Here is a 20,463-nt window from a genome sequence, read left to right on the forward strand (position 1 = left end):
GTGAGGACGACGACAACGCATTAATCATTAGGGTAAGTGAAGTGGCAAACGCAAGGGGAGTAGGCCAATTAACACTACCATTCAAACCAAGGAGGGCAGTGGAAACAAACATAATAGAGGACGAGGAAGGTGAGGAACTGGAAATAGAGGGAAACAAGGTGAAGATAAAGTACAAAAACAAACAAACAAAAACAATAAAAATATGGAAAAGCTAATTGCTAATACACCTTTCAAGGTACATTAACATTGAGTGCAGTTTCTCCTCGTCACTATTTGACAACCAATCCACGGTCTCATCCAACCCGCCACCAACCAACCTACGTACCTTATCCCTAAGTTCACTTATGTTTTGAGTGAAGATTAACTGCCTAACCTTATTGTTAAATAGTGAGTATACTTCACTCACATGGGAACCTGTCACCTCACTAACCATGTTATTGAACATCTTTACGCAGGGCCACCTTAATTTATTATATTCTTCAAATAGCTCCATGGGGTTTCGCCTAACCACTATGACGAGGTCTATGTGACTTGGGTCTATTAACTGGTAAGCCACGGACTCAATGGCACATGACCAGCTGCACTTCAATATTGCGCTGTTTATTACACTAGCTGCACAGTCGATGTCTGTAATATCGTATGACTGGTACTTGTTATTCCACTTCACACAGCCGCTATTGATGAGGAGGTCTGATGCGTTCACAGTTGTGTAGTTCATCTCCGATAGTACCCTCAATACGGTTGATTTCCCGGCTTTCGCCACGCCTGTTACTAAGATTCTCATTAAACCTCCTCTTCAAGCACAACTGGGGCCTGGGACATGTATGGTATGTAGACCCCTTTAAGTGAACCCCTAACTACCACGCCTATGCCGCTCTCTATCGTGAATTCATATACTGATGGCTGCACTGGTTGCCACCTCATCTTCCTTATGAAAATGTACCTCTTGAAGCCGTTGCCTGACCTAGCTAACCCAAGTATGAATACTCCGGTTGCCAGGAACTCCTCTACACCATACCTAGATATTGCCCTTGACCCAGCCGGCACCTCCGTTGTTATTATTGTGGTTGCCTGGATCCTCCTCTCAATGCCCATGACCAACTCCCTTATGTACTCCCTCAACACCTGCACATCCTTCTCCATGGCTACCAACGGCGCTATGGGGTCTATGACAAGTCTCTTGGCGCCGATGGAGGCTGCGTACTCGGCTATGGACTCAACCATCATCTTAGCCACCACGGTTGGATCCTTCTCCCTTATAGTATCTAGGATGTCCATTTCTGGTACAAGCACCCTGAAGTAGCCTGTCCTAGTTAAGGCGTTTATGTCCCAGCCAAACCTTAAGGCGCCATTGACGAACTGCTCATAGGTCTCATCAACGGACACGTATATGCCGGGTTCCCCAAGCCTATACCCATTTATCAAAAATGACAGTGAGAAGAGGGTCTTCCCAACACCAGTCTCGCCAGTTACCAGGTACGTCCTCCCCCTAATCAACCCACCGCCAATGACCTCGTCTAACCCAGGTATCCCGGTGGGCTCAATGTCATAGTACAGCATCACTAACCCTCCTTCAGCGAACTTATAAATACTTTATATTAATTATTTCATGAGTAATGCTTCATGGCGAACGGTGATGGGTGTACCCCTATGCCTGCGCCTTACCCCTCCTCTTCGTATCCCTCCTCCTCGATATGTCCTTAATTATGCCCTGAAGTACCTTATCCATGGCCTCCCTGATTGCGCTCACCGGGTCCCTATCCTCCGCCGTTGCTGTGTGAAGCTCCCTATCATCCTTGAGCCTAACCGTCACTTCATACCTCCTTCCTGAGTCCTTAGCCCTTATGTCAACTTTGAAGTCTATTACGTTAACCAGTTTACTTATCTTCTCAAGGTGGTTGTTAATCACCTTCTCTATCAACGGCTTGGCATCATCATTTATCTCTATCCTGGCTTGAATGGGTAGTGTTATCCTCCTTGAGTCCATGTATGCCTTAAGTACGTCACTACCCGATAATACACCAACTACACCTTCACCATCCAGCACTATTAGGCCCGTGACACCTCTCTCAACCATCATGTCCACTGCCCTGGCCAAGGGCTGATTGAGGGATATTGAGTACACTTGCGTTGTCATTACACTGCTGACCGGTGCAGCCAGCAACTCCTCCTCACCTGACACATCACCCCTCCTCGCCCTCCTCGGCATTGAGACGTAGTATATCTTCTCTATTAAGTCGGTTAAGGTCACTATACCCACAACCCTACCACCATCCACCACAGGTAGCCTACTAACCCCATGCTTCAGCATTATCCACCTAGCCTTAGCTACATCATCACTTGGAGTTATCGTTAAGGCAGGCTTAGTCATGTAGTCACTGACCTTGGCGTTAACCGGTAGCTGATCCTTAATTGCCATCAACAACCTACTCCTGGTTAAAATACCCACTAACTTACCGCTGCCGTCAATAACCGGGTACTCCCTAAGCCTAACCTCATAAAACCTCTTAACAGCATCATCAATACCCATGTTTACGTTTAGGGAGTGGGGTGGTAGCATGACGGACGTTACCCTAGACCCAAGCGGCGCCTTCCTTCGCAACAGGTCCCTGTAGTCTATGACCCCGATGAGCTTATTGGACTCGTTAACCACGGGCACTGTATGCACCCTTAACCCCCTCATCTTAGGCATTATGGATGATAATCTATCCTTTGAAGTCGCCACTATGGGTGGCTCCTGAACAAGGTCACTTAACATTAGGAGAGAACTCTCGTTGCGTCTTAAAAAGGTTATGCACCATGACTGTTAGTTAATTAACTTAGGTTAAGGGGGAATGCCTAAGGCGCACAGCCCTTTAAAGCGGTAAAGTTTATAAGTGAAGCCTGTAGTGGGGGTTGTTGATATGATGGGACGAGCATGAGTTATAGAAGGCGCTACCTGGTGCTTGCAGATGGCAGCATTTACAAGGGTTACGCCTTCGGTGCAGACACTGAGACTGTTGGTGAGGTTGTCTTCACCACGGCTAACGTGGGTTACCCTGAATCGCTAACGGACCCATCATATAAGGGCCAGATACTCGTCTTCACCAGCCCACTGATAGGTAATTATGGGGTTTCCCAGGATCAGTGGGAGAGTGATTCGATTCAGGTTAATGGGGTTGTTATCTTTGATTTAACTAAGCCAAGCCACTACAGGTCAACGATGAGCCTTGATGAGTGGCTTAAGAGCCAAGGCATCCCAGGGGTTTTCAGGGTTGACACAAGGGCATTAACCGTTAAGCTCAGGGAGTACGGCGTTTTAATGGGTGCCATTGCCAATGACCCAGAGAGGGGGTTACACCTACTTAAGGATGCCCCACCGTACGATTCGGTTAACTTCACCGAAATGGTTTCACCTAGGGAACCCATAGTTTACGATGGGGAGGACCCATGCATAGGCATAATCGACTGCGGCGTTAAGCTGGGCATAGTTAGGGAGTTGACCAGTAGGGGTGTTAAGGTCGTGCGCTACCCATGCCTAATGTGGCAGAGGGCACTTGACGACTGCGACGGGGTTTTGATAAGCAACGGCCCAGGTAACCCAATACTCCTAGGTGACCTAACTGACCTAGTCACCGACGTGGTTAGGGATCGTAAACCCACATTAGGCATATGCCTTGGCCATCAGTTAGTGGCCTTGGGCATGGGCGCGAGGCTATACAAGATGAAGTATGGGCATAGGGCAATTAACAAGCCCGTGGTCGACTTAATCAGAGGTAAGGTCTACATAACAACGCATAACCATGGCTACGCCGTCGATGCATCATCACTTAGGGACACTGGGCTCAGGGTCTGGGCGGTTCAGCCGGATGACGGCACCGTTGAGGGGCTTTACCACGAATATTTACCAATAATAACAACCCAATTCCACCCGGAGGCCAGGCCAGGACCCGTGGACACTAGGTGGGTCTTCGACAAGTTCATAGGCATGGTTAAGGGTGAGTCCAGTTGGATATAAGGAGTGTGTTGGTTATAAGCAGCGGCCCCATTAAGGTGGCTGAGGCTGCTGAGTTTGACTACTCCGGTATACAGGCGTTGAAGGCTTATAGGGAGGAGGGGATTAAGACAATCCTAGTTAACCCAAATGTAGCCACCGTCCAAACCACGAACGTGTTCGCTGATAAGGTCTACTTCGCACCGATTAAGGTCCAATTCCTGGAGAGTATCATTGAGAGCGAGAGACCAGACGCAGTGGCATGCAGTTTTGGTGGGCAAACAGCGTTGTCAGCCTGCGTAAACCTAAACGACCTAGGCGTGTTTAGGCGCTACGGCATCAGGGTACTTGGCACACCAATAGAGGGCATTAGGAGCGCCCTAAGTAGGGAACTGTTCAAGAGGCTAATGGAAAGCAGAGGGCTACCGGTCCTTAAGTCAATAACAGTCCACGGCATTGACGAGGCACTAAGCGGAGCTAGGAGCATTGGCTACCCAGTATTGGCCAGAGTATCCTTCAACCTGGGTGGTGCAGGGGCCTTTGTGGCTAGGAGTGATGAGGAGTTGATAAGTAGGATGCATAAGGCGCTGGCCCAGAGCGAGATCAAGGAGGTTTTGATTGAGAAGTACATCGGCGGCTGGAAGGAGATAGAGTTCGAGGTGATGAGGGACTCACATGGAGAATCCGTGGCCGTAGTGTGCATGGAGAACGTGGACCCAATGGGGATCCACACAGGGGATTCCGTGGTGGTTGCCCCATGCCTAACCTTAACCAACGATGAGTACCAGAGGGCTAGGTTGATATCAATCAAGGTGGCCGAGTCCATAGGACTCGTGGGTGAGTGTAATGTGCAGGTGGCCATAAACAACAATGGCCCTGAAATGTATGTTGTTGAAACAAACCCAAGGATGAGTAGGTCGAGTGCACTGGCAAGTAAGGCATCAGGCTACCCACTAGCCTACATAGCGGCCAAGTTAACCCTAGGCTACAGGTTAAGTGAACTACTCAACAGGGTCACCGGTAAGACCATAACAGCCTTTGAGCCAAGCCTAGACTACATAGTGGTTAAGATACCCAGGTGGGAGAGCGACAGGTTCAACGTCGATGAATCCCTTGGCCCAGAGATGATGAGCATAGGTGAGGTTATGGGAATAGGCAGGACCCTTGAGGAGGCTTGGCAGAAGGCCGTTAGGATGCTTGATATAGGTGAACCAGGCCTGGTGGGTGGGCGCATATACAATGAAACCCCCGTAGACATCGCAGTTAAGGTTGTTAAGGAGAGGAAGCCGTACTGGTTCCTATACGCCGCACGCCTACTCAAGGAAGGCTACAGTGTTGATGAAATCTCCCAGTGGACTGGCGTGGACAAGTTCTTCATAAACGCCATCAAAAATGTTGTGGACGCCTACGAGCTGCTTAAAGGTGGTGGTGAATTACCCGCTGATGAGGTTTATGCATTAGGCTTCAGCGAGGATCAGCTGAGGGGCATTGGTGCATCGCTGAGACAGGGGGTGGTTAAGGTTGTTAAGCAAATAGATACCCTAGCCGGTGAATGGCCAGCGGCCACGAACTACCTATACCTAACCAACGCCGGTGAGGTTGATGATGACACGGGCCCTGGGGTTGATGCATTAGTCATCGGCGCCGGGGTGTTTAGGATTGGGGTCAGTGTGGAGTTCGACTGGTCCGTGGTCAACACTGTCCTTGGCCTTAGGGAAATGGGGTACAGGGTTGGGGTTGTTAACTATAACCCGGAGACAGTGAGCACAGACTGGGACTTCGCCGATAAACTATTCTTCGATGAGTTAACCCCGGAGACCCTGAGGTGGATAGTAAACAAGGAGAACCCTAAGTTCGTGGTCCTGTGGGCTGGAGGGCAGATTGGACAGAGACTTTACAGTAAGGCCCACCTGTGGATAGGCGACTCCAGGATACTTGGCACAAGCCCAGGCTCAATAGACTTGGCTGAGGATAGGGTTAAGTTCTCCAAACTACTCGACAGGTTAAACGTAGCCCAGCCCCCGTGGGCCTACGCCAGCAGTATGGGTGAGTTGATAGACCTAGTGGAGAGGTGGCTTGACTACCCGGTTATAGTTAGGCCCAGTTACGTCCTGGGGGGCACCTACATGGGTGTGGCTAGGAATAGGGGTGAATTGACTAGGTTTGTTGATAAGGCTACTAGGATAAGTCCAGAGCATCCTGTGTTGGTGTCAAAGTTTTTAAAGGGTGGAGTTGAAGCCGAGACTGACGGTGTCAGTGATGGTAAGGGAACCATACTAGTCCCCATAGAACATGTAGAACCCCCCGGGGTCCACTCCGGGGATAGCACAATGGTCCTCGTGCCCAATGGCTCAACCTACCGGTTAAGTGAAGGTAAGGTCAACGAGATGGCTAAGGTAACTCACTTAATAGCCACTGAACTTAGCGTCAAGGGCCCATTAAACGTTCAATTCATAGTGGCGGATAAGGTGTATGTGATTGAGGCTAACGTTAGGGCCAGTAGGTCAATGCCGCTGAGCAGTAAGGCAACAGGCCTTAACCTAGCTAAAACGGCCCTAAAGGCGGCGCTACATGGGCTCGGCTTCGATGGGGTTAGGGTGGTTAGGCCGAGGGAGTGGTGGGTTAAGTCGGCTCAATTCTCATGGACGAGGATTAGGGGTGCTTACCCAAGGCTAGGGCCTGTTATGTACAGTACCGGTGAGGTTGCGTCAAGCGGAGCCACCCTGGAGGAGGCGCTCCTAAAGTCATGGCTATCAACCGTGCCTTCAAGGATACCTGAGGGGAGTGCCCTAGTCTACACTTACGATGAGGACCACGTGAAGAACATTGAGGAGGTTAAGGGGATGCTTAGCTCAAGGTTAAGGGTAATTGATGATGGGGATGAGGCCCGCAACATGTTGAAGCAGGGTAAGATAGACATACTCATCACGGGTGGTTCAACGGAGGATAAGGACTACTTAACCCGTAGACTGGCCGCAGACACCTCAACACCCATGTTACTCGACTCAACGCTTGGGGTTGAATTGGCTAAGGCACTGAGGTGGTACTGGAATGGTGGAGTCTTGAATGTTAAGCCCTGGGAAGGGGAATTTACCAACGGTGACCAACCATGATGCTAACCATAACCTACGATTACCTCAGGGAGGAGGAGGTGGATTTAATCAAGGCCTTCAGTGAACTAGGTGTCAGCGTTAATAGGCTTCAATCAAACACGCCACTTCACATAGGGGAGGTTGATGGCGTATTTCTAATCAGGAACCTTAACCATAAGACTGCAATAACTATGGCTGGTATTATCGAGTCCACCGGTGGCACAACAGTGAACAGCTACTTAACGCTATCCATCACCTGGAATAAGGCAGTGACGACGGCGTTGCTTAAGAAGACTGGTTTACCTGTACCGGACACCTACGTGGTCTTTGAGCCTATGGCTGATGGTTTACTTAAGGGTGGACGCATAGTGAAGCCAGCCTCAGGCTCGTGGGGTAGGTTAACAGCCGTGGTTAATGATGGCGAACTGAGCCTACTGATGAGGCATGCGAGGGATCACTTACCCATACTGGTTCAGGAGAGGATTGGTGATGGAAGTGACCTGAGGGTATTCATAATTAACGGCTCAGTGGTTGCCGCCATGATGAGGAGGCCGCCGCAGGGTGACTGGAGGAGTAACGTGGCTAGGGGTGGCTATGCAATGCCCGTTAAGGTAAGTGATGAGCTGAGCGAGTACGCCATTAAGGCTGCTGAGGCTGTTAAGGCATTCTACGCTGGGGTTGATCTACTTATAGGTAAGGACGGCTACTACATAAGTGAAGTTAATGGTATACCTGAGTTTAAGGCGGTTAGTAGGGTTAGTGGTGTTAGGGTTGGTTTTGAACTGGCTAAGGCAATCATCAACCTACTCAAGAGGTGATTAACCTAGCCACCTCCTCAGCTATTTCACCAGCTACATTAACACCGGTCACCCTTTGAACATTCTTAAACTCAGGAACCCCATTAACCTCAATAACCAGGTAGCCCCTCTCAGACTCAACCACGTCAACGCCTGAGTAGGTTGCGCCAACTGTTGTACTGGCTTTAACCGAAATGTCCTCAAGCTCAGGGTCAATTTTAACCGGGACAGCTAGACCACCCCTAGCTGTGTTAGTCCTCCAGTCATCACTGTACCTGTATATAGCCGCCACAGCCCTATCGCCAACAACAGTAACCCTAATGTCCCTCTTAGGCTTCTTAACGTACTCCTGGCTAAGTAGCGGACCCTCCCTGTAACTCCTTAAGATTAACTCAGCCTCCCTAACCGTATTAGCCAGGGCAACCAACCTACCCCATGAACCATCAGTCGGCTTAATTATTAGTGGGGTTTTGAGTAGGGCTGAGGCGGCGTCACCATCACCCGAATAATCAAGCAACAACGCTGTTCGCGGTATTGGGACACCCGCCTTGCTTAACTTGACAAGTGTGAGGAATTTATCGTGGGTTATTATGAGGCTGTTGAAGCTGTTTATCGATCCAAGACCCACCTCCTGGTAGATGAATGATAATGGCAGCACCCTGCTCCTACCAGCAACTCTAATCAACCCAACGGCATCCATTACCCTACTGCCTAAATCAATGGCGTTAACCTTAATCAGCTTGACGTTTAAGCCGCGTTTACTTAACTCACTGCTGAGTAATTTTTCCTCCAACCTGGCTATATCGTAGAGTAGGTGTACTTCAATAGAAACCACCTACTCCCCGTAATCTTCAACATCGCCCTTAAACTCCTCAAGTGTTACACTGTCCTTCGTTATCTTAACGACATACTTAGTGCCGCATGTCGGGCAGCTTGTTAACTCACCATCCATTACATCCCCAGGTAGGTCGAACTCTGTTCCACATACCTTGCAGGTTACCTTAAGCGCCTGCATAATTACCCCTACCCCCCTGTGTTTATAAATTTTTCGATATAAGTAAAGAAAATTATGAGCACTATGTTAAGTGGACTATCGTCAATAGTCAAATACAGTACCCATTAGTCCTGGTCAACTACTCCACTACGGTACCCTCACCGGCAAGGGCTGATCGTATCGGGTTATCCTTCAAACCATTGGCAATAATCGTCCTAATACCCCTCTCACTCAGCTTAAGCGCGGTTTCAAGCTTCCTCCTCATGCCACCTGTGGTGTGTGGTAAAACCTGCTGTGCATTATCCCTAGTAACCTTGCCTACGGGCTTACCGTTGATTAACACGCCGTCAACGTTGGTTAAGATTATGAGCCCCTTAACACCCATTGATATGGCTAGGTTTTCGGCTATTTGGTCACCATCAACATTGAGCAGCATACCCTCGGGTGAGACTGCTATTGGGCTGATTACCAATACGTCTGAGCTGCTCATTAACGACTGCACGAGCTTAACGTTGACGTCTGTTACCTTACCGCTGAAGCCCCCGTCAATAACCCTCGTCCTACCTCTATCATCGATTATCATGATCTTCTCCTTCCTCCTAGCCGTAACTAGGTTTAGGTCAGCGCCGCTTAGGCCTATTGCCCTAACCCCCCTTGCTACAAGCTTACTCACTAAGAGCTTATTTATGAGCATCATGGTCATTACGTAGACCTTTAACGTCTCCTCATCAGTGTACCTACTCGTGTAACCGTTCGGGTGCTTTAGGATGATTGGTTTAATACCCATCCTCTCCATCATGCTGTTGACCATGCAGCCGCCGCCATGTATTAGAATGGTGCCAGGTGCCACGTCGTTAACCACCTTATCCAACCCTCCATTGCATATCACGGAGCCGCCCACCTTAACCAGTATCATTGAAACCACCTACATGGGGTATGGTGCAATGTACCTCAACCCCTCATCCTCTGGGAACCCCTGCGCTATGTTGAATGACTGTATGGCCTGCCCAGCCGCACCCCTGATTAGGTTGTCTATGGCTGAGAAAACCACAAGGCGGTTAAGCCTCTGGTCCAGTTCAAAACCCACATCAATCAGGTTTGTGCCAACCACGTACTTAACGCTTGGGTAGTGGGCTAACCCAGCCTTATCCTTGACTATGCGTATGAACCTTTCATTCCCATACAACCCCCTGTAGGCCTTCCACAAATCAACCTCATTAACGCTCCTGGTGAGTTTAGCATGGCCAGTTATGAAAATCCCCCTAACCATGTCAACAGCATGTGGAGTGAAGGCCACGTTAACCGGGCCTCCAGCTATTAGGCTTAACTCCTGCTCTATCTCAGCGGTATGCCTATGATTAACGGGCTGGTAAGGCCTAACCACGTGGGTCCTGTGCCAGTGGTAATCCAGGACGGTACCCTCAGCACCTGCACCGCTGCTGGCTATCTTTGCATCAACCACTATGAAGTCTTGGTTAACAAGGTGCTCCTTCACAGCTGGGGCCAGGGCAACTATTGATGCAGTGGCCATGCAGCCTGGTACCGCTATTATCCTGGCACCCTTAATCTCCTCCCTATGCAGTTCAGGCAGGCCGTAAACAGCAGCCTTAAGTAGGTCTGGGTATGGGTGTGGCTGTGGCCAGTGGTACCATTTAACGTAATCCTCAGGGTTCTTCAGCCTGAAGTCGGCGCTTAAATCCACAGCCAGTAAACCACTCTCAATAATATTGGGAACCCACTTAACTGATTCACCGTGGGGCAGTGCAAGGAATACTGCATCGGGCTCGGTCTTAAGTATACCGTCCATGGTCGGCTGTATGAACCTTAGTGTTGTGAATCCCCTCAGGTTTGGGTGTATTCTATATATGAACTCGCCGGCGAACTTCCTTGACGTTGCGCAGACGACCTCAACATTGCCGTGGTTTAGCAGTAGTCTAAGTAATTCACCGCCTATGACGCCGCTGGCGCCTATTATGCAAACCCTGCGTATCGTCCCTTCAATACAAACTCACCAACACCTATATAGGATCGGTCTTTATAAACTTAACGACCATCTGGCGTTAAATTACCTAAGTGACTCATCTTGGGCAAATTTTTATTAATCCTAGCCTCAACGACCCCTGAGGAGGCAGGAAGTGGGGAGTATGGTTGAGATTAAGGACTTGTATAGAGAGAGGGTTAATGTTGCGGTTGAGCTTTGGGATAAGGTGCTTCGTGGGGAGGTTGTATCAAGGGGTGAATTGGTTAACCTACTGGCTAAGTATTATGAGGAGCATGACATAGAGCCCTTTAGGGGGTTAACTAAGATAGATATTTACGATAAGGAATTGGCAACTGTATACGTGGTTGGAGTCTACGGGATGGGGCTTGTGACCATGCACGACGTTGAGGAAGAATATGGCTCATTGTTTAAGGTTGAGTTAACCTCGGATAAGGCCTATGGCGTAATCAGGAATTACAACGGTGATGAGTCCAGGACAGCGCTTAGGAATTTAATCGAGGATAATCAAGCCCTCGGCGACTCACTGGAGGAGAGGGTGTTCAGGGTTTATAGGTTGGTCTACACTGGGGCGGTACTAGGTTTTATGCCGGAGGATGACATAGCTAAGACGTATAAGGTGTTTTATGACGTGTTTGAGCCCTTAAGGCAGAGGTTGGTTAACTATGTTAAGTTCTACATAGCCACAAAGGTGGCTGAGGGCATTGCACTCGGGCGCTTCGCAAGCCAAAATGAGGTTAGGATTGAGAAGTACGCCTACTGCGTGAGGCTAGGCCTTGAGAAGTGCGCACCAACCAATAGGCTTATCCACGAAATAGCCCTATCAGTCTACAAGGTGCCTGCCAACGTGGTGAATAGGCTGGTGCCCCTTATCAGGAGATCCTCTAAATCCTCCCTCGTCCCTAAGGCTTATTAAACACGGTTAAACCCTTTTTGCAGTATTGGTGGGTATTATTGAAATCGAGGAGGTTAGCCATACTTGAATTGGCCAGGAACGACGAGGTCTTGTCGAGGCTGATAGCCGACAGTAACCACCAGCTCATTTACGCAATGGCCGAGAGGGGTAGTGGGGTGGAGCCAAGCGTCGATGTGGGTAACGTTAAGCCTGTTCAATTGGCCGAGGTCCTCAGGTCAATGGGTATAGGTAAGCTGTACGAGTATCAGTATAGGGCTTACCTGGAGATAACGGGCGGTAGAAACGTCATCATAACGTCGGGGACTGGTACAGGTAAGACTGAGGCCTTCATAGTGCCCATATTGGCTAGGGCGCTTGGCGGTAGGAGGGAGGTGGTGGTGTACCCGACTAAGGCCTTGGCGAGGGATCAGGAATCCAGGTTTAGGGCCCTGGCCGAGCCATTAGGCCTAAGGGTTGCAACGTATGACGCTGATACACCACCCGAGGTTAGGAGGTGTGTTTACGGTGGCGACTACGCATTGGTCCTAACTAACCCCGACATGTTGAACACCGCATTGGTACATGTGCCGGCCTTCAGGAGGTTCATGTCCACGGTGGATTACGTGGTTATAGATGAAGTTCACGTATACAACGGCGTCCTAGGATCCCACCTGCACTACCTGATAAGGAGGATTAGGCGTCTAAACCCAGGTGTTAGGTTCGCTGCCGCCTCGGCTACAATAGGCAACCCAGCCCAGTACTTCGAGGGTCTGACGGAATCCCCAGTGGTGCATATTGATGGCATTAGGGGAGTGAGGGGTGAGCTAATACACATCATGCTTAGGCCCATTAAGAGGGGCAAGTTACAGGAGGTTGTTAACCTAGTTAAGCTCTGCGTTGAGCTGAATAAGAAGTGCCTCGTGTTCGCCGATAGCCACTGGATGGTTGAGGTGGTTAAGAGGATGGTTAACTCAGCTGGGGTTGGTGATAAAGTTGCCGTGCACAGGGCTGGCTTAAGGCCTGATGAGAGGCGTAGAGTGGAGGACATGTTCAAGAGGGGTGAGTTACGGGTTGTGTTGGCCACACCAACCCTGGAGCTCGGGGTAGACATAGGCGACGCGGACTTCGCAGTACTAGCCACAAACCCACCCAGCTTCATAAAGTACCTTCAAAGGGCTGGTAGGGTTGGTAGGAGGGGGCAGAGGGCCTACGTAGTCCAGGTGCTTGGCGATGACCCAATGAGCACCTACTACGCTAGCCACCCCGAGGAGTTCTACAATAGGTCACCTGAACCCATGTTCATGGAGCCGAACAATGATGAAATAGCCACTAGGCACCTGTTGGCCATGATTAAGGAGTCCGCTGTGAGACTGAGCGAACTAGACGAGTACTTGAGGTACCTGGTGGGTAAGCTTAGCAATGAGGGCTTAGTCTCGGTTAGGGGCGATAGAGTCTTCCTAACCGAGAACGGGCTTAGGGCCATTAATTCATTCAACGTTATTAGGGGTAATGGGGATGTCGTCTTGATTAGGCGCAGGGGAGGAGGTGTGGTTGGGTATAGGGAACTCCCAATGGCGATTAGGGAGCTCCACCCAGGGGCAATATACATGCACGGCGGCTCAACCTACAGGGTCCTTGAACTGGACCTACAGCGTAGGAGGGCCATAGTCACCCCTGAGGACTCAAGTGATCTAGTCACGAAGGCGCTCTACAACAGCAACCCCACCGTAGTTAACGTTATTGCTGAATCTAGGTATAGGGGTATTCCAATAAGGTACGCCGTCCTCGATATCGAGGAAGAGGTTTACGGCTACGTCGTGAAGAGGATGAGCGGCAACGAAACCCTAGGTGAGTATAGGCTTAATGAGCCGATAAGGTATAGGTTTAGGACTAAGGGCATAGTTTTAAACATGCCCCCAGTCCAATTCTCAGCCATAGAGCTAAGGGACATGGTTGAGAGGGGTAAGGCTTACCACGCCACGGAGCACGTCTTAATATCGGCCGGTGAGGTTATTGTAAACGCGGCCCCAACCGACATGGGCGGTATCTCATACCCAACGGGCCACATCATAATCTACGACTCATACCCAGGGGGTTCCGGGGTGACTAGGCTACTCATGGAGAGGATTGATAAGGTTATTGACGTGGCCTACAGCATAGTCACATCCTGCAACTGCAGGGATGGGTGCCCCAGGTGCGTCTACTCACCCTACTGCGGCAACAATAATAGGATGCTTTCCAGGTTAAACTCAATAAAGGTCCTTGAGGCAGCCCTAAGGGGTGAGGAGGGGGTTGATGAACCTCCACCCTTCGAAGGTTCAATACCCTAGCCGTCTCTCTGGAGGCGGTGGAGGCTTGTTATCTCCACCGTCTGCTTCTCGACGGGCCCCCTCACCGCAGCGACTCCCCACTAGCTGCCTAGGTTCCCAACCACCATGGATCTCGGAAACCTAAGAGCATAATCAAAACATTTAGATTCTAAACCTAACTTGATAGTCATCAATGGTAATAGGCGTCATAAATGAATAAGAAGACTGAAATTAGCCCATTGTTGATTCGCATAGGGCAAAAGGGTTAAATTACGCATCAGCCTGTGGCGCCAGTGAAGGCCGTAACAGTAATCCCAGGGGTACCTGAGTCCCTTAGGCTCAGGGATGTTGATAAGCCTAAGCCGGGCAATGGGCAAGTACTTCTAAGGCCGATTAGGGTTGGCGTCTGCGGTACCGATAAGGAGATTATAGAGGGGAAGTATGGTAAGGCTCCACCAGGCAGCCAATACCTCATACTCGGCCACGAAGCCCTGGCCGTGGTTGAGGAGTTGGGGGGTGGTGTGGATAACGTGTCCGTGGGTGATGTGGTCATACCAACGGTTAGGAGGCCTGTTAACTGCAATCTGCCGGTGGACTACTGCCCCATGGGGCATTACGTTGAGCACGGCATATGGGGGCTGCATGGGCACGCCGCCGAGTACTCAGTCACAGATGCCAAGTACCTAGTTAAGGTGCCTAAGGAGCTTGTGGACGTGGCTGTTTTAACGGAGCCCCTTAGTGTTGTGGAGAAGGGCATTGACGTGGCCATGAGTATAGGTAGGGCTAGGTTCGACTGGAAGCCAACCAATGCCCTAATACTCGGCGCCGGCCCCATAGGGCTCCTCTCCACCATGGTGCTTAGGTTAATGGGGCTGAGCACTGTGACGGTTGCCACTAGGCCCCCTGATAGCCTTAAGGCAAGGCTGGTTAGGGATTTGGGAGGCACCTACGTGGACGCCGCGTTAACCAGCGTTGAGGGTTCATTCGACATAGTGGTTGAGGCCACTGGTTCACCCCAGGTCACGGTTGACGGCTTGAGGCACCTAGCCCCAAACGGCGTAATGGTGCTGCTCGGCGTCTACCCACCTGGTGGCTCAATAAGCAACCTTGGGGACTTAATGACGGACTCAGTGCTTAACAACAAGGTTATTGTGGGCTCCGTTAACGCTGGTGTTAAGCACTTTGAAATGGGCCTTAGGCACATGGCCGATGCTAAAGATAGGTTTGGGGATTGGCTGAGTAGGCTGATAACCAAGAGGGCTACCCTGGACAATTACCAGGAGGCTTATTCCTGGACCCACGAGGACGTCAAGACCGTGCTTGAAATAAACCCACTTTAACCAGTTAAGACGCCGCGTTAACCTCCTCGGCAAGCTTCTCCTCGGGCTTAATCGAGGCCATCTTATCCATGACACTCCTCAACACACCCTTAACCTCATCATCACCCTTAACCTCATCAAGCTCCATACAGTTCGTTAGAATATCCCTAAATAACTGGGTGACCAGGTCGCTCCTCAGGGTGCTTATCGCCCTCTTGTACTCCATCAGGAAGTCACCTGTTAGGAAGTTGACCACGTCCTTCAAGCTCTTGAAACCATTCTCGGCGTTCCTCAGCTCATTGATTATTGTCTCTATTGAGTAGAGTACGTTGGCGTCGTTCTCCTTAAATCCAGCGATCAACCTGGAGTACGCCTTATTGACGCAGTACCTAACGAACTTGTACGTTAATGGGTGTGGTGGCTGTTGCATAAGTCCCCAGGGTACCGGTGTTTATAAACAATTTTTCAGTTCATTACTCACCTAACCCTGATCTAACGGCCCTTTCATGAGTGGCCCTTAGGTATGACTCAAGCTTACCCCTCAATGGGCCATTCACCAGCTCATTAACCAACTCCCCGGTACCCTCACACCTCAGGGCTGATATTAACCTGTACGGTAGGTTAAGGCTATTTACAGCGTCCACAGTCCTCTTAACCTCATCACCGGTGGCTATGTCAACCTTGTTAATCGCCACGATTATGTTTGCCTTGAAGCTTTGCTTAACTTCCATTAGCAGGTTTAACTGTGGTTTAAGCTCACAGCCACCGTGGAGGGTTGGGTCAAGCATGAAGACTACCACGTCTGATAGGTGCCTCAACGCCAATATCGCCTGAAGCTCAATTTTATTCCTCTCACTGAGTGGCCTATCCAGGAGGCCGGGTGTGTCTATGACTTGAACAGCGTACATCCCGTAAACCTTAACGTGGCCTATTATGAGTTGCCTAGTGGTGAATGGGTAATCCGCAACCTCAGGCTTCTTGGTTGAGACGCAGGCCACGAAGCTACTCTTACCCGTGTTGGGCATTCCAGCCACAACCACCGTGGGCTTCTCAACGTTTATGGAGGGTATCTTGGACAGTTTAATTGAAGTCTCCTTAAGGGTCCTTAACTCTGGGCCCAGGTCATTGATTAGGTCAATGATCCTTGATATGAACATCCTCCTGGCCTTAACTATCTCATCCCTATCCCCCGCAGCCCTAATGACCCTTAAGGCGTCCCTACTTATACTACCTATGGCCACGCTTGAGTTAACGAGCTTACCCACAGCATGCCTATACTCATCAACGTTTATCATCAACCCCACTAACTCCCTGTAAAACGGATGCAAGTCGTTTATGAAGGGCATGTTGTAGGCTATACCCCTAAACAGGTTAATCAACCAACTGGACGTACCCCTAACCCTAGCCACCTCAAGTCTCCTAAGCCTCTCAAGGCTAGGGAGGGGGCTGGGTGACTTAGCCTCAATGGACCTGTACCTAGCGGTGAACTGCCTAATGGCCTCCTCAGCCGTGGGAATGTAGGGTAACGTTGAGTTCAGGTACATTGAGAATCCCCATTAAAGGCCCATTAATAAAACAGTCCACACCTAGTTAAAGTTAAAAGTATCCCGAGTGGGGCTATGATGGTGGGTAGCTGTGTCGGACCAAATTGAGTTAATGACGGGTACAACGGTGGGCATAAGGGCTAGGGATGGTGTTGTGTTAGCGGCTGAGAAGAGGGTCTCGTATGGCTTCTACCTAATGAGCAAGTCCGGTAAGAAGGTTTACCCAATAACGAATAGGATAGGGATAGCCTCATCTGGGATACTGGCCGACATACAGACAATAGCCAAGGTGATTAGGGCTAACATAGCCAACCTGGAGATAGAAACCAAGACCCCAGTCTCAGTTAGGGCGGCTGCTAAACTGCTCAGCATTATACTATTTCAAAACAAGTACATGCCCTACATAGCCGAGACCATGGTCGGCGGAATCGATGAGGAGGGGCCGAGGTTATTCATACTGGACTCATGGGGTTCACTCATTGAGGACGACTACGCGGCACTGGGCAATGGGGCAAGGACGGCAATAGGCATAATTGAGACAGGCTACAGCAGTGAAATAACCGTGAAGGAGGCCAAGGAACTGGCGATCAAGGCCATAAAAGAAGCCATAGCGAGGGACCCAACATCAGGAGACGGCATAGACACATTAACCATAGCCAGTAATGGCTATGTAGAAGACTCAATCAAACTTTAACACACCACCGCGGGGGTCCTCGACACGTATTAAGGAGGTGAAGTTAATCACTTTATCTATTCATTGGGAGGAGGTTTATTTGAAGGTTACTTTTGGTTAGTAATTGATTGAAGGTGAATCATGGTTGTTATGATAACTCCATTCTCCAAAGGGCGAAGAGGGGGTCATTTCAGGTGTAACCTTTTTAATTAATGAGCGTACTGTGGGTTATGCTTGTTGACTCACACACCCACCTATACGAGTTTAACCCAGATGAATTAAGGAGCTTTGGGGGTATCATACTGGTTTCCGTGGCCGAGGACGTTAAATCCTCGGAAACCGTGGTTAAGCTAGCTGAGGAATACGGCAACGTAACACCGTGCGTTGGCATACACCCCTGGAACGTTGATAAGGTGCCTCCCAGTGATGTTAAGTTGATTGAGGGTATGGTTAAGGGTGGTGATGTTAGGTGCCTTGGGGAAGTTGGCCTTGACTTAAAGTTCACGCCAAACACAATTGATAGGCAGAGGAGGTTCTTCGAGGAGTTTCTCAGGATGGCTAAGGAATATGACCTAGTCCTAAACATACACTCACCAGACGCCTGGAGGGAGGTTTACGATATGGTTACTAGGGTTGACGTTGATAAGGTAATTTTCCACTGGTACACAGGTCCCCTGGACCTGATAGGTGATGTAACTGAGCAGGGATACTACATCTCCGTGAACGCAGCCCTTAAGATTCAGGAGAAGTCTAGGAGGGTTGCTGAGGTGGTGCCCCTCAGGTTCATGCTGACCGAGAGTGATGGACCATACGAATACAGGGGCATTAGGCTAACCCCACTCATGATTAGGGAGTTGGTTCCAGAGATAGCGAAGATAAAGGGTGTCGACGCAGCCACGGTGGAGGATTCCGTTTACTTCAACTACACTAAGCTATTTAAGTGACCGGATCATTACCGCTTAATGTACGTGGTGTTGAGGGAGGGGGAGGTCTCCTTCTACGCCCCCGACCTGAGTAGGTATGTTGCCGGTGGACGAATTGAGCCAGCCTGGGCCCCGGTCTTCTACAACCCAGCCATGGCCAACAACAGGAGCGTCTCAGTCATAGTGGTTAGGGCCTACCTGAACCTCATAGGTGGAGGCGGTGTTATGTGTGAGCCCTTCACCGGGACTGGGGTTAGGAGCATAAGGTATGTTAAGGAGGCTGGGGTTGAGAGGATTATTGCAGGTGATATTGATGATGAGGCCGTTAGGGTGGCAGGCAGAAACGTTGAACTGAATGGCTTAAGGGACCAGATTAAGGTGGTGAGGGGTGATGCCAACGAGGTCCTAGTGAGTAATAGGTGCGATATGGTTGACCTAGACCCCTACGGCTCCCCAGCCCCATACGTCTGGGCAGCCCTACACTCAATTAGGCATGGGGGCCTACTCTGCGCCACAGCCACAGACCTAGCTGTGCTTCAGGGTAGCTACGCCAATAAGGCCATTAGGAGGTATGGGTTTAAGCCACTTAGGGGGCACTTATCGAGGGAGATTGGGTTAAGGGGGCTCCTCGGCTTCATAGCGAGGCAAGCCTTAGTCATGGACATGGGGATCAAGCCACTCCTATCCTACTGGGAGGGCCACTACTACAGGGTATGCCTAACCGTGCATAGGGACCGGGGAATGGCTAGGGAGACTGCCCACAACCTGGGTTACGCCTACTACTGTCCGGGCTCACTGGAGAGGGGGTTCGTGGACAAGTACCCAGGCTTCACCATGAGGGGCTGCGTGGCTGCTGGGCCTATTTGGATTGGGCCCATTGGCGACGTGGAGTTCATCGACTATGCCCTATCCATTGTTAAGAACGTTGAACATGAGTTGAGGGCTGCGGGCACTATTAGGGGTACGATTAGTGATAACCTACCCATACCACTCTACTACACAGTCACGGAACTGGGTAAGGGCATGGGGGTTGTGCCGAGCCTAACAAGCCTATTGAGGCGTTTGGGGGAACTGGGCATTGAGGCGCATAGGACCCACTTCTCCAGTGAGGGGGTTAAGACTGATGCCGAGCCGTGGAGGCTGATTAGGGTGGTTTCCTCACTGCTTCCTGCCGATGACTAGGGCGTGGGCAACGTCGTAGGGCTCCAGGTGAACCATGTTTACTATGTCGAAGCCCCTCTCCTTAAGTGCGTCAATCTCCCTCTTAAAGGTCTCGGAGGGCTCCTTAGTCACGTCAATGGACATGGCCTTAATCACGAGCATCACGTGACCACCCTTAACAAGGTAGACATCGGCATTATCGGCAAGTATCTTAGCCTGGAAGGGCTGGGCAACATCTATGTAGGCTACGTCAACCCCCTTAACCAGTGAAATGTACTGTTCAGGGTACCTCGCATCAGCCAGTATTGGTATCACATTTAACCTACCCTGGTCAATTATGTTCTGCATGAACTCCCTGAAAACCCTGGGGCTGAACTCAACACTGTAGATTAACCCATTGGGCCCAACTATGTCACTCACGTGGCTAACCGTCGTTCCACTGGCGGCCCCGAGGTAAAGCACCCTGGAGCCCTCGCCTATGGGCATAACCTCAAGCCTATTCATTATAGCGGCCCCAAGCTTAGACCTATAGGGATTCCACACCCTATACTCAACACCCCCAAGGTTAACCAACTGTTCACCATAAACCCTCTTACCCGGCGTCAGGTTTCTGGTGGCTAGCCTAGTTGAGCCATCCTCAAACTCAATCCAGTAAACACCCCTAAACCTCTCATGCTCCTTAACGTTAACGGCCCTTATACTAGACATACATTACCTTAATCAGCGAAGGTATTTAAGCCTTAGCTTAAGTGCATGAGGGTACGAACCCAGTTTCACCATTCCG

20 protein-coding genes are annotated in these 20,463 nt (G+C 50.2%); 10 read left to right on the forward strand and 10 right to left on the reverse strand.

What is annotated here, in order from left to right; translation table 11 throughout:
- Positions 1-215: glycosyl hydrolase-related protein (locus tag AAX04_RS09155; RefSeq protein WP_162270129.1), on the forward strand; the 215-nt coding region annotated here is incomplete at its 5' end.
- On the opposite strand, the gene AAX04_RS09160 is transcribed toward AAX04_RS09155, so the two are convergent.
- From AAX04_RS09160 to AAX04_RS09170, 3 genes are all read right to left on the reverse strand, one after another.
- On the reverse strand, positions 212-784 hold the full coding sequence (locus AAX04_RS09160) for an AAA family ATPase (protein ID WP_084761338.1): 573 nt from the start codon (positions 782-784) through the stop codon (positions 212-214). The genes AAX04_RS09155 and AAX04_RS09160 overlap by 4 nt on opposite strands.
- The gene (locus AAX04_RS09165) at positions 784-1,560 is read right to left on the reverse strand and encodes an ATPase domain-containing protein (protein WP_066797270.1); all 777 of its coding nucleotides are present in this window, start codon (positions 1,558-1,560) and stop codon (positions 784-786) included. Before AAX04_RS09165 ends, AAX04_RS09160 begins: the two co-directional genes overlap by 1 nt.
- 88 nt (positions 1,561-1,648) lie before the next feature.
- On the reverse strand, positions 1,649-2,758 hold the full coding sequence (locus tag AAX04_RS09170; protein ID WP_066797273.1) for a CBS domain-containing protein: 1,110 nt from the start codon (positions 2,756-2,758) through the stop codon (positions 1,649-1,651).
- 159 nt (positions 2,759-2,917) lie between these two features.
- Here AAX04_RS09170 and carA point away from each other — a divergent pair, with 159 nt between their 5' ends.
- Genes carA through AAX04_RS09185 form a run of 3 tightly spaced genes read left to right on the forward strand, consistent with a single transcriptional unit; the run spans position 2,918 to position 7,883 of the window.
- Positions 2,918-3,997: a glutamine-hydrolyzing carbamoyl-phosphate synthase small subunit gene (gene carA / locus AAX04_RS09175; protein ID WP_066797276.1), complete on the forward strand. Its 1,080-nt coding sequence runs from the start codon at positions 2,918-2,920 to the stop codon at positions 3,995-3,997.
- The gene (carB, locus tag AAX04_RS09180; protein ID WP_066797280.1) at positions 3,988-7,086 is read left to right on the forward strand and encodes a carbamoyl-phosphate synthase (glutamine-hydrolyzing) large subunit; all 3,099 of its coding nucleotides are present in this window, start codon (positions 3,988-3,990) and stop codon (positions 7,084-7,086) included. Before carA ends, carB begins: the two co-directional genes overlap by 10 nt.
- A complete protein-coding gene (locus AAX04_RS09185) occupies positions 7,083-7,883 on the forward strand; it encodes a RimK family alpha-L-glutamate ligase (RefSeq protein ID WP_084761340.1) in 801 nt (266 codons plus the stop codon). The genes carB and AAX04_RS09185 overlap by 4 nt, the downstream gene beginning before the upstream one ends.
- Here AAX04_RS09185 and lysX read toward each other — a convergent pair.
- From lysX to argC, 4 genes are all read right to left on the reverse strand, one after another.
- Positions 7,873-8,697, reverse strand: coding sequence for a lysine biosynthesis protein LysX (gene lysX / locus AAX04_RS09190; RefSeq protein WP_084761342.1), 825 nt, complete (start codon positions 8,695-8,697; stop codon positions 7,873-7,875). The two genes, AAX04_RS09185 and lysX, sit on opposite strands and share 11 nt — an antisense overlap.
- On the reverse strand, positions 8,698-8,877 hold the full coding sequence (locus tag AAX04_RS09195; protein ID WP_066797283.1) for an alpha-aminoadipate/glutamate carrier protein LysW: 180 nt from the start codon (positions 8,875-8,877) through the stop codon (positions 8,698-8,700).
- A 118-nt stretch (positions 8,878-8,995) separates the two neighbouring features.
- A complete protein-coding gene (locus tag AAX04_RS09200) occupies positions 8,996-9,772 on the reverse strand; it encodes a [LysW]-aminoadipate/[LysW]-glutamate kinase (protein WP_066797353.1) in 777 nt (258 codons plus the stop codon).
- A gap of 9 nt (positions 9,773-9,781) precedes the next feature.
- Entirely contained in the window at positions 9,782-10,846 is a 1,065-nt protein-coding gene (argC, locus tag AAX04_RS09205; protein WP_066797286.1) for an N-acetyl-gamma-glutamyl-phosphate reductase, read from the reverse strand.
- A 154-nt stretch (positions 10,847-11,000) separates the two neighbouring features.
- Between argC and AAX04_RS09210 the strand changes: the two genes are divergently transcribed.
- The 3 genes from AAX04_RS09210 (at position 11,001) to AAX04_RS09220 (ending at position 15,399) form a co-directional block, all read left to right on the forward strand.
- Positions 11,001-11,771, forward strand: a complete 771-nt coding sequence (locus tag AAX04_RS09210) for a DUF2192 domain-containing protein (RefSeq protein ID WP_066797356.1) — start codon at positions 11,001-11,003, stop codon at positions 11,769-11,771.
- 38 nt (positions 11,772-11,809) lie between these two features.
- Positions 11,810-14,080, forward strand: coding sequence for a DEAD/DEAH box helicase (locus AAX04_RS09215; protein WP_238377850.1), 2,271 nt, complete (start codon positions 11,810-11,812; stop codon positions 14,078-14,080).
- 272 nt (positions 14,081-14,352) lie between these two features.
- Positions 14,353-15,399 (forward strand): glucose 1-dehydrogenase, encoded by a 1,047-nt coding sequence (locus AAX04_RS09220; RefSeq protein ID WP_066797290.1) that lies wholly within the window; start codon positions 14,353-14,355, stop codon positions 15,397-15,399.
- A 4-nt stretch (positions 15,400-15,403) separates the two neighbouring features.
- Here the strand turns inward: AAX04_RS09220 and AAX04_RS09225 are convergent, their stop codons facing one another.
- Both AAX04_RS09225 and AAX04_RS09230 read right to left on the reverse strand, forming a co-directional pair.
- The gene (locus tag AAX04_RS09225) at positions 15,404-15,808 is read right to left on the reverse strand and encodes a hypothetical protein (RefSeq protein WP_066797293.1); all 405 of its coding nucleotides are present in this window, start codon (positions 15,806-15,808) and stop codon (positions 15,404-15,406) included.
- 43 nt (positions 15,809-15,851) lie between these two features.
- Entirely contained in the window at positions 15,852-16,922 is a 1,071-nt protein-coding gene (locus AAX04_RS09230) for a GTPase (protein WP_066797296.1), read from the reverse strand.
- A 91-nt stretch (positions 16,923-17,013) separates the two neighbouring features.
- Here AAX04_RS09230 and psmB point away from each other — a divergent pair, with 91 nt between their 5' ends.
- The 3 genes from psmB (at position 17,014) to AAX04_RS09245 (ending at position 19,700) form a co-directional block, all read left to right on the forward strand.
- Positions 17,014-17,616 carry an archaeal proteasome endopeptidase complex subunit beta gene (gene psmB / locus AAX04_RS09235; RefSeq protein ID WP_066797299.1) on the forward strand — a complete coding sequence of 201 codons (603 nt, stop codon included), beginning with the start codon at positions 17,014-17,016 and terminating at the stop codon, positions 17,614-17,616.
- Between the two features lie 209 nt (positions 17,617-17,825).
- Positions 17,826-18,539, forward strand: a complete 714-nt coding sequence (locus AAX04_RS09240) for a TatD family hydrolase (RefSeq protein ID WP_066797302.1) — start codon at positions 17,826-17,828, stop codon at positions 18,537-18,539.
- An 18-nt stretch (positions 18,540-18,557) separates the two neighbouring features.
- Positions 18,558-19,700 (forward strand): tRNA (guanine(26)-N(2))-dimethyltransferase, encoded by a 1,143-nt coding sequence (locus AAX04_RS09245; protein WP_066797305.1) that lies wholly within the window; start codon positions 18,558-18,560, stop codon positions 19,698-19,700.
- Here AAX04_RS09245 and AAX04_RS09250 read toward each other — a convergent pair.
- Entirely contained in the window at positions 19,677-20,387 is a 711-nt protein-coding gene (locus tag AAX04_RS09250) for a fibrillarin-like rRNA/tRNA 2'-O-methyltransferase (protein ID WP_066797309.1), read from the reverse strand. The genes AAX04_RS09245 and AAX04_RS09250 overlap by 24 nt on opposite strands.
- Between the last annotated feature and the right edge of the window lie 76 nt (positions 20,388-20,463).

This window comes from Caldivirga sp. MU80, from assembly GCF_001663375.1.
Lineage (GTDB): Archaea > Thermoproteota > Thermoprotei > Thermoproteales > Thermocladiaceae > Caldivirga.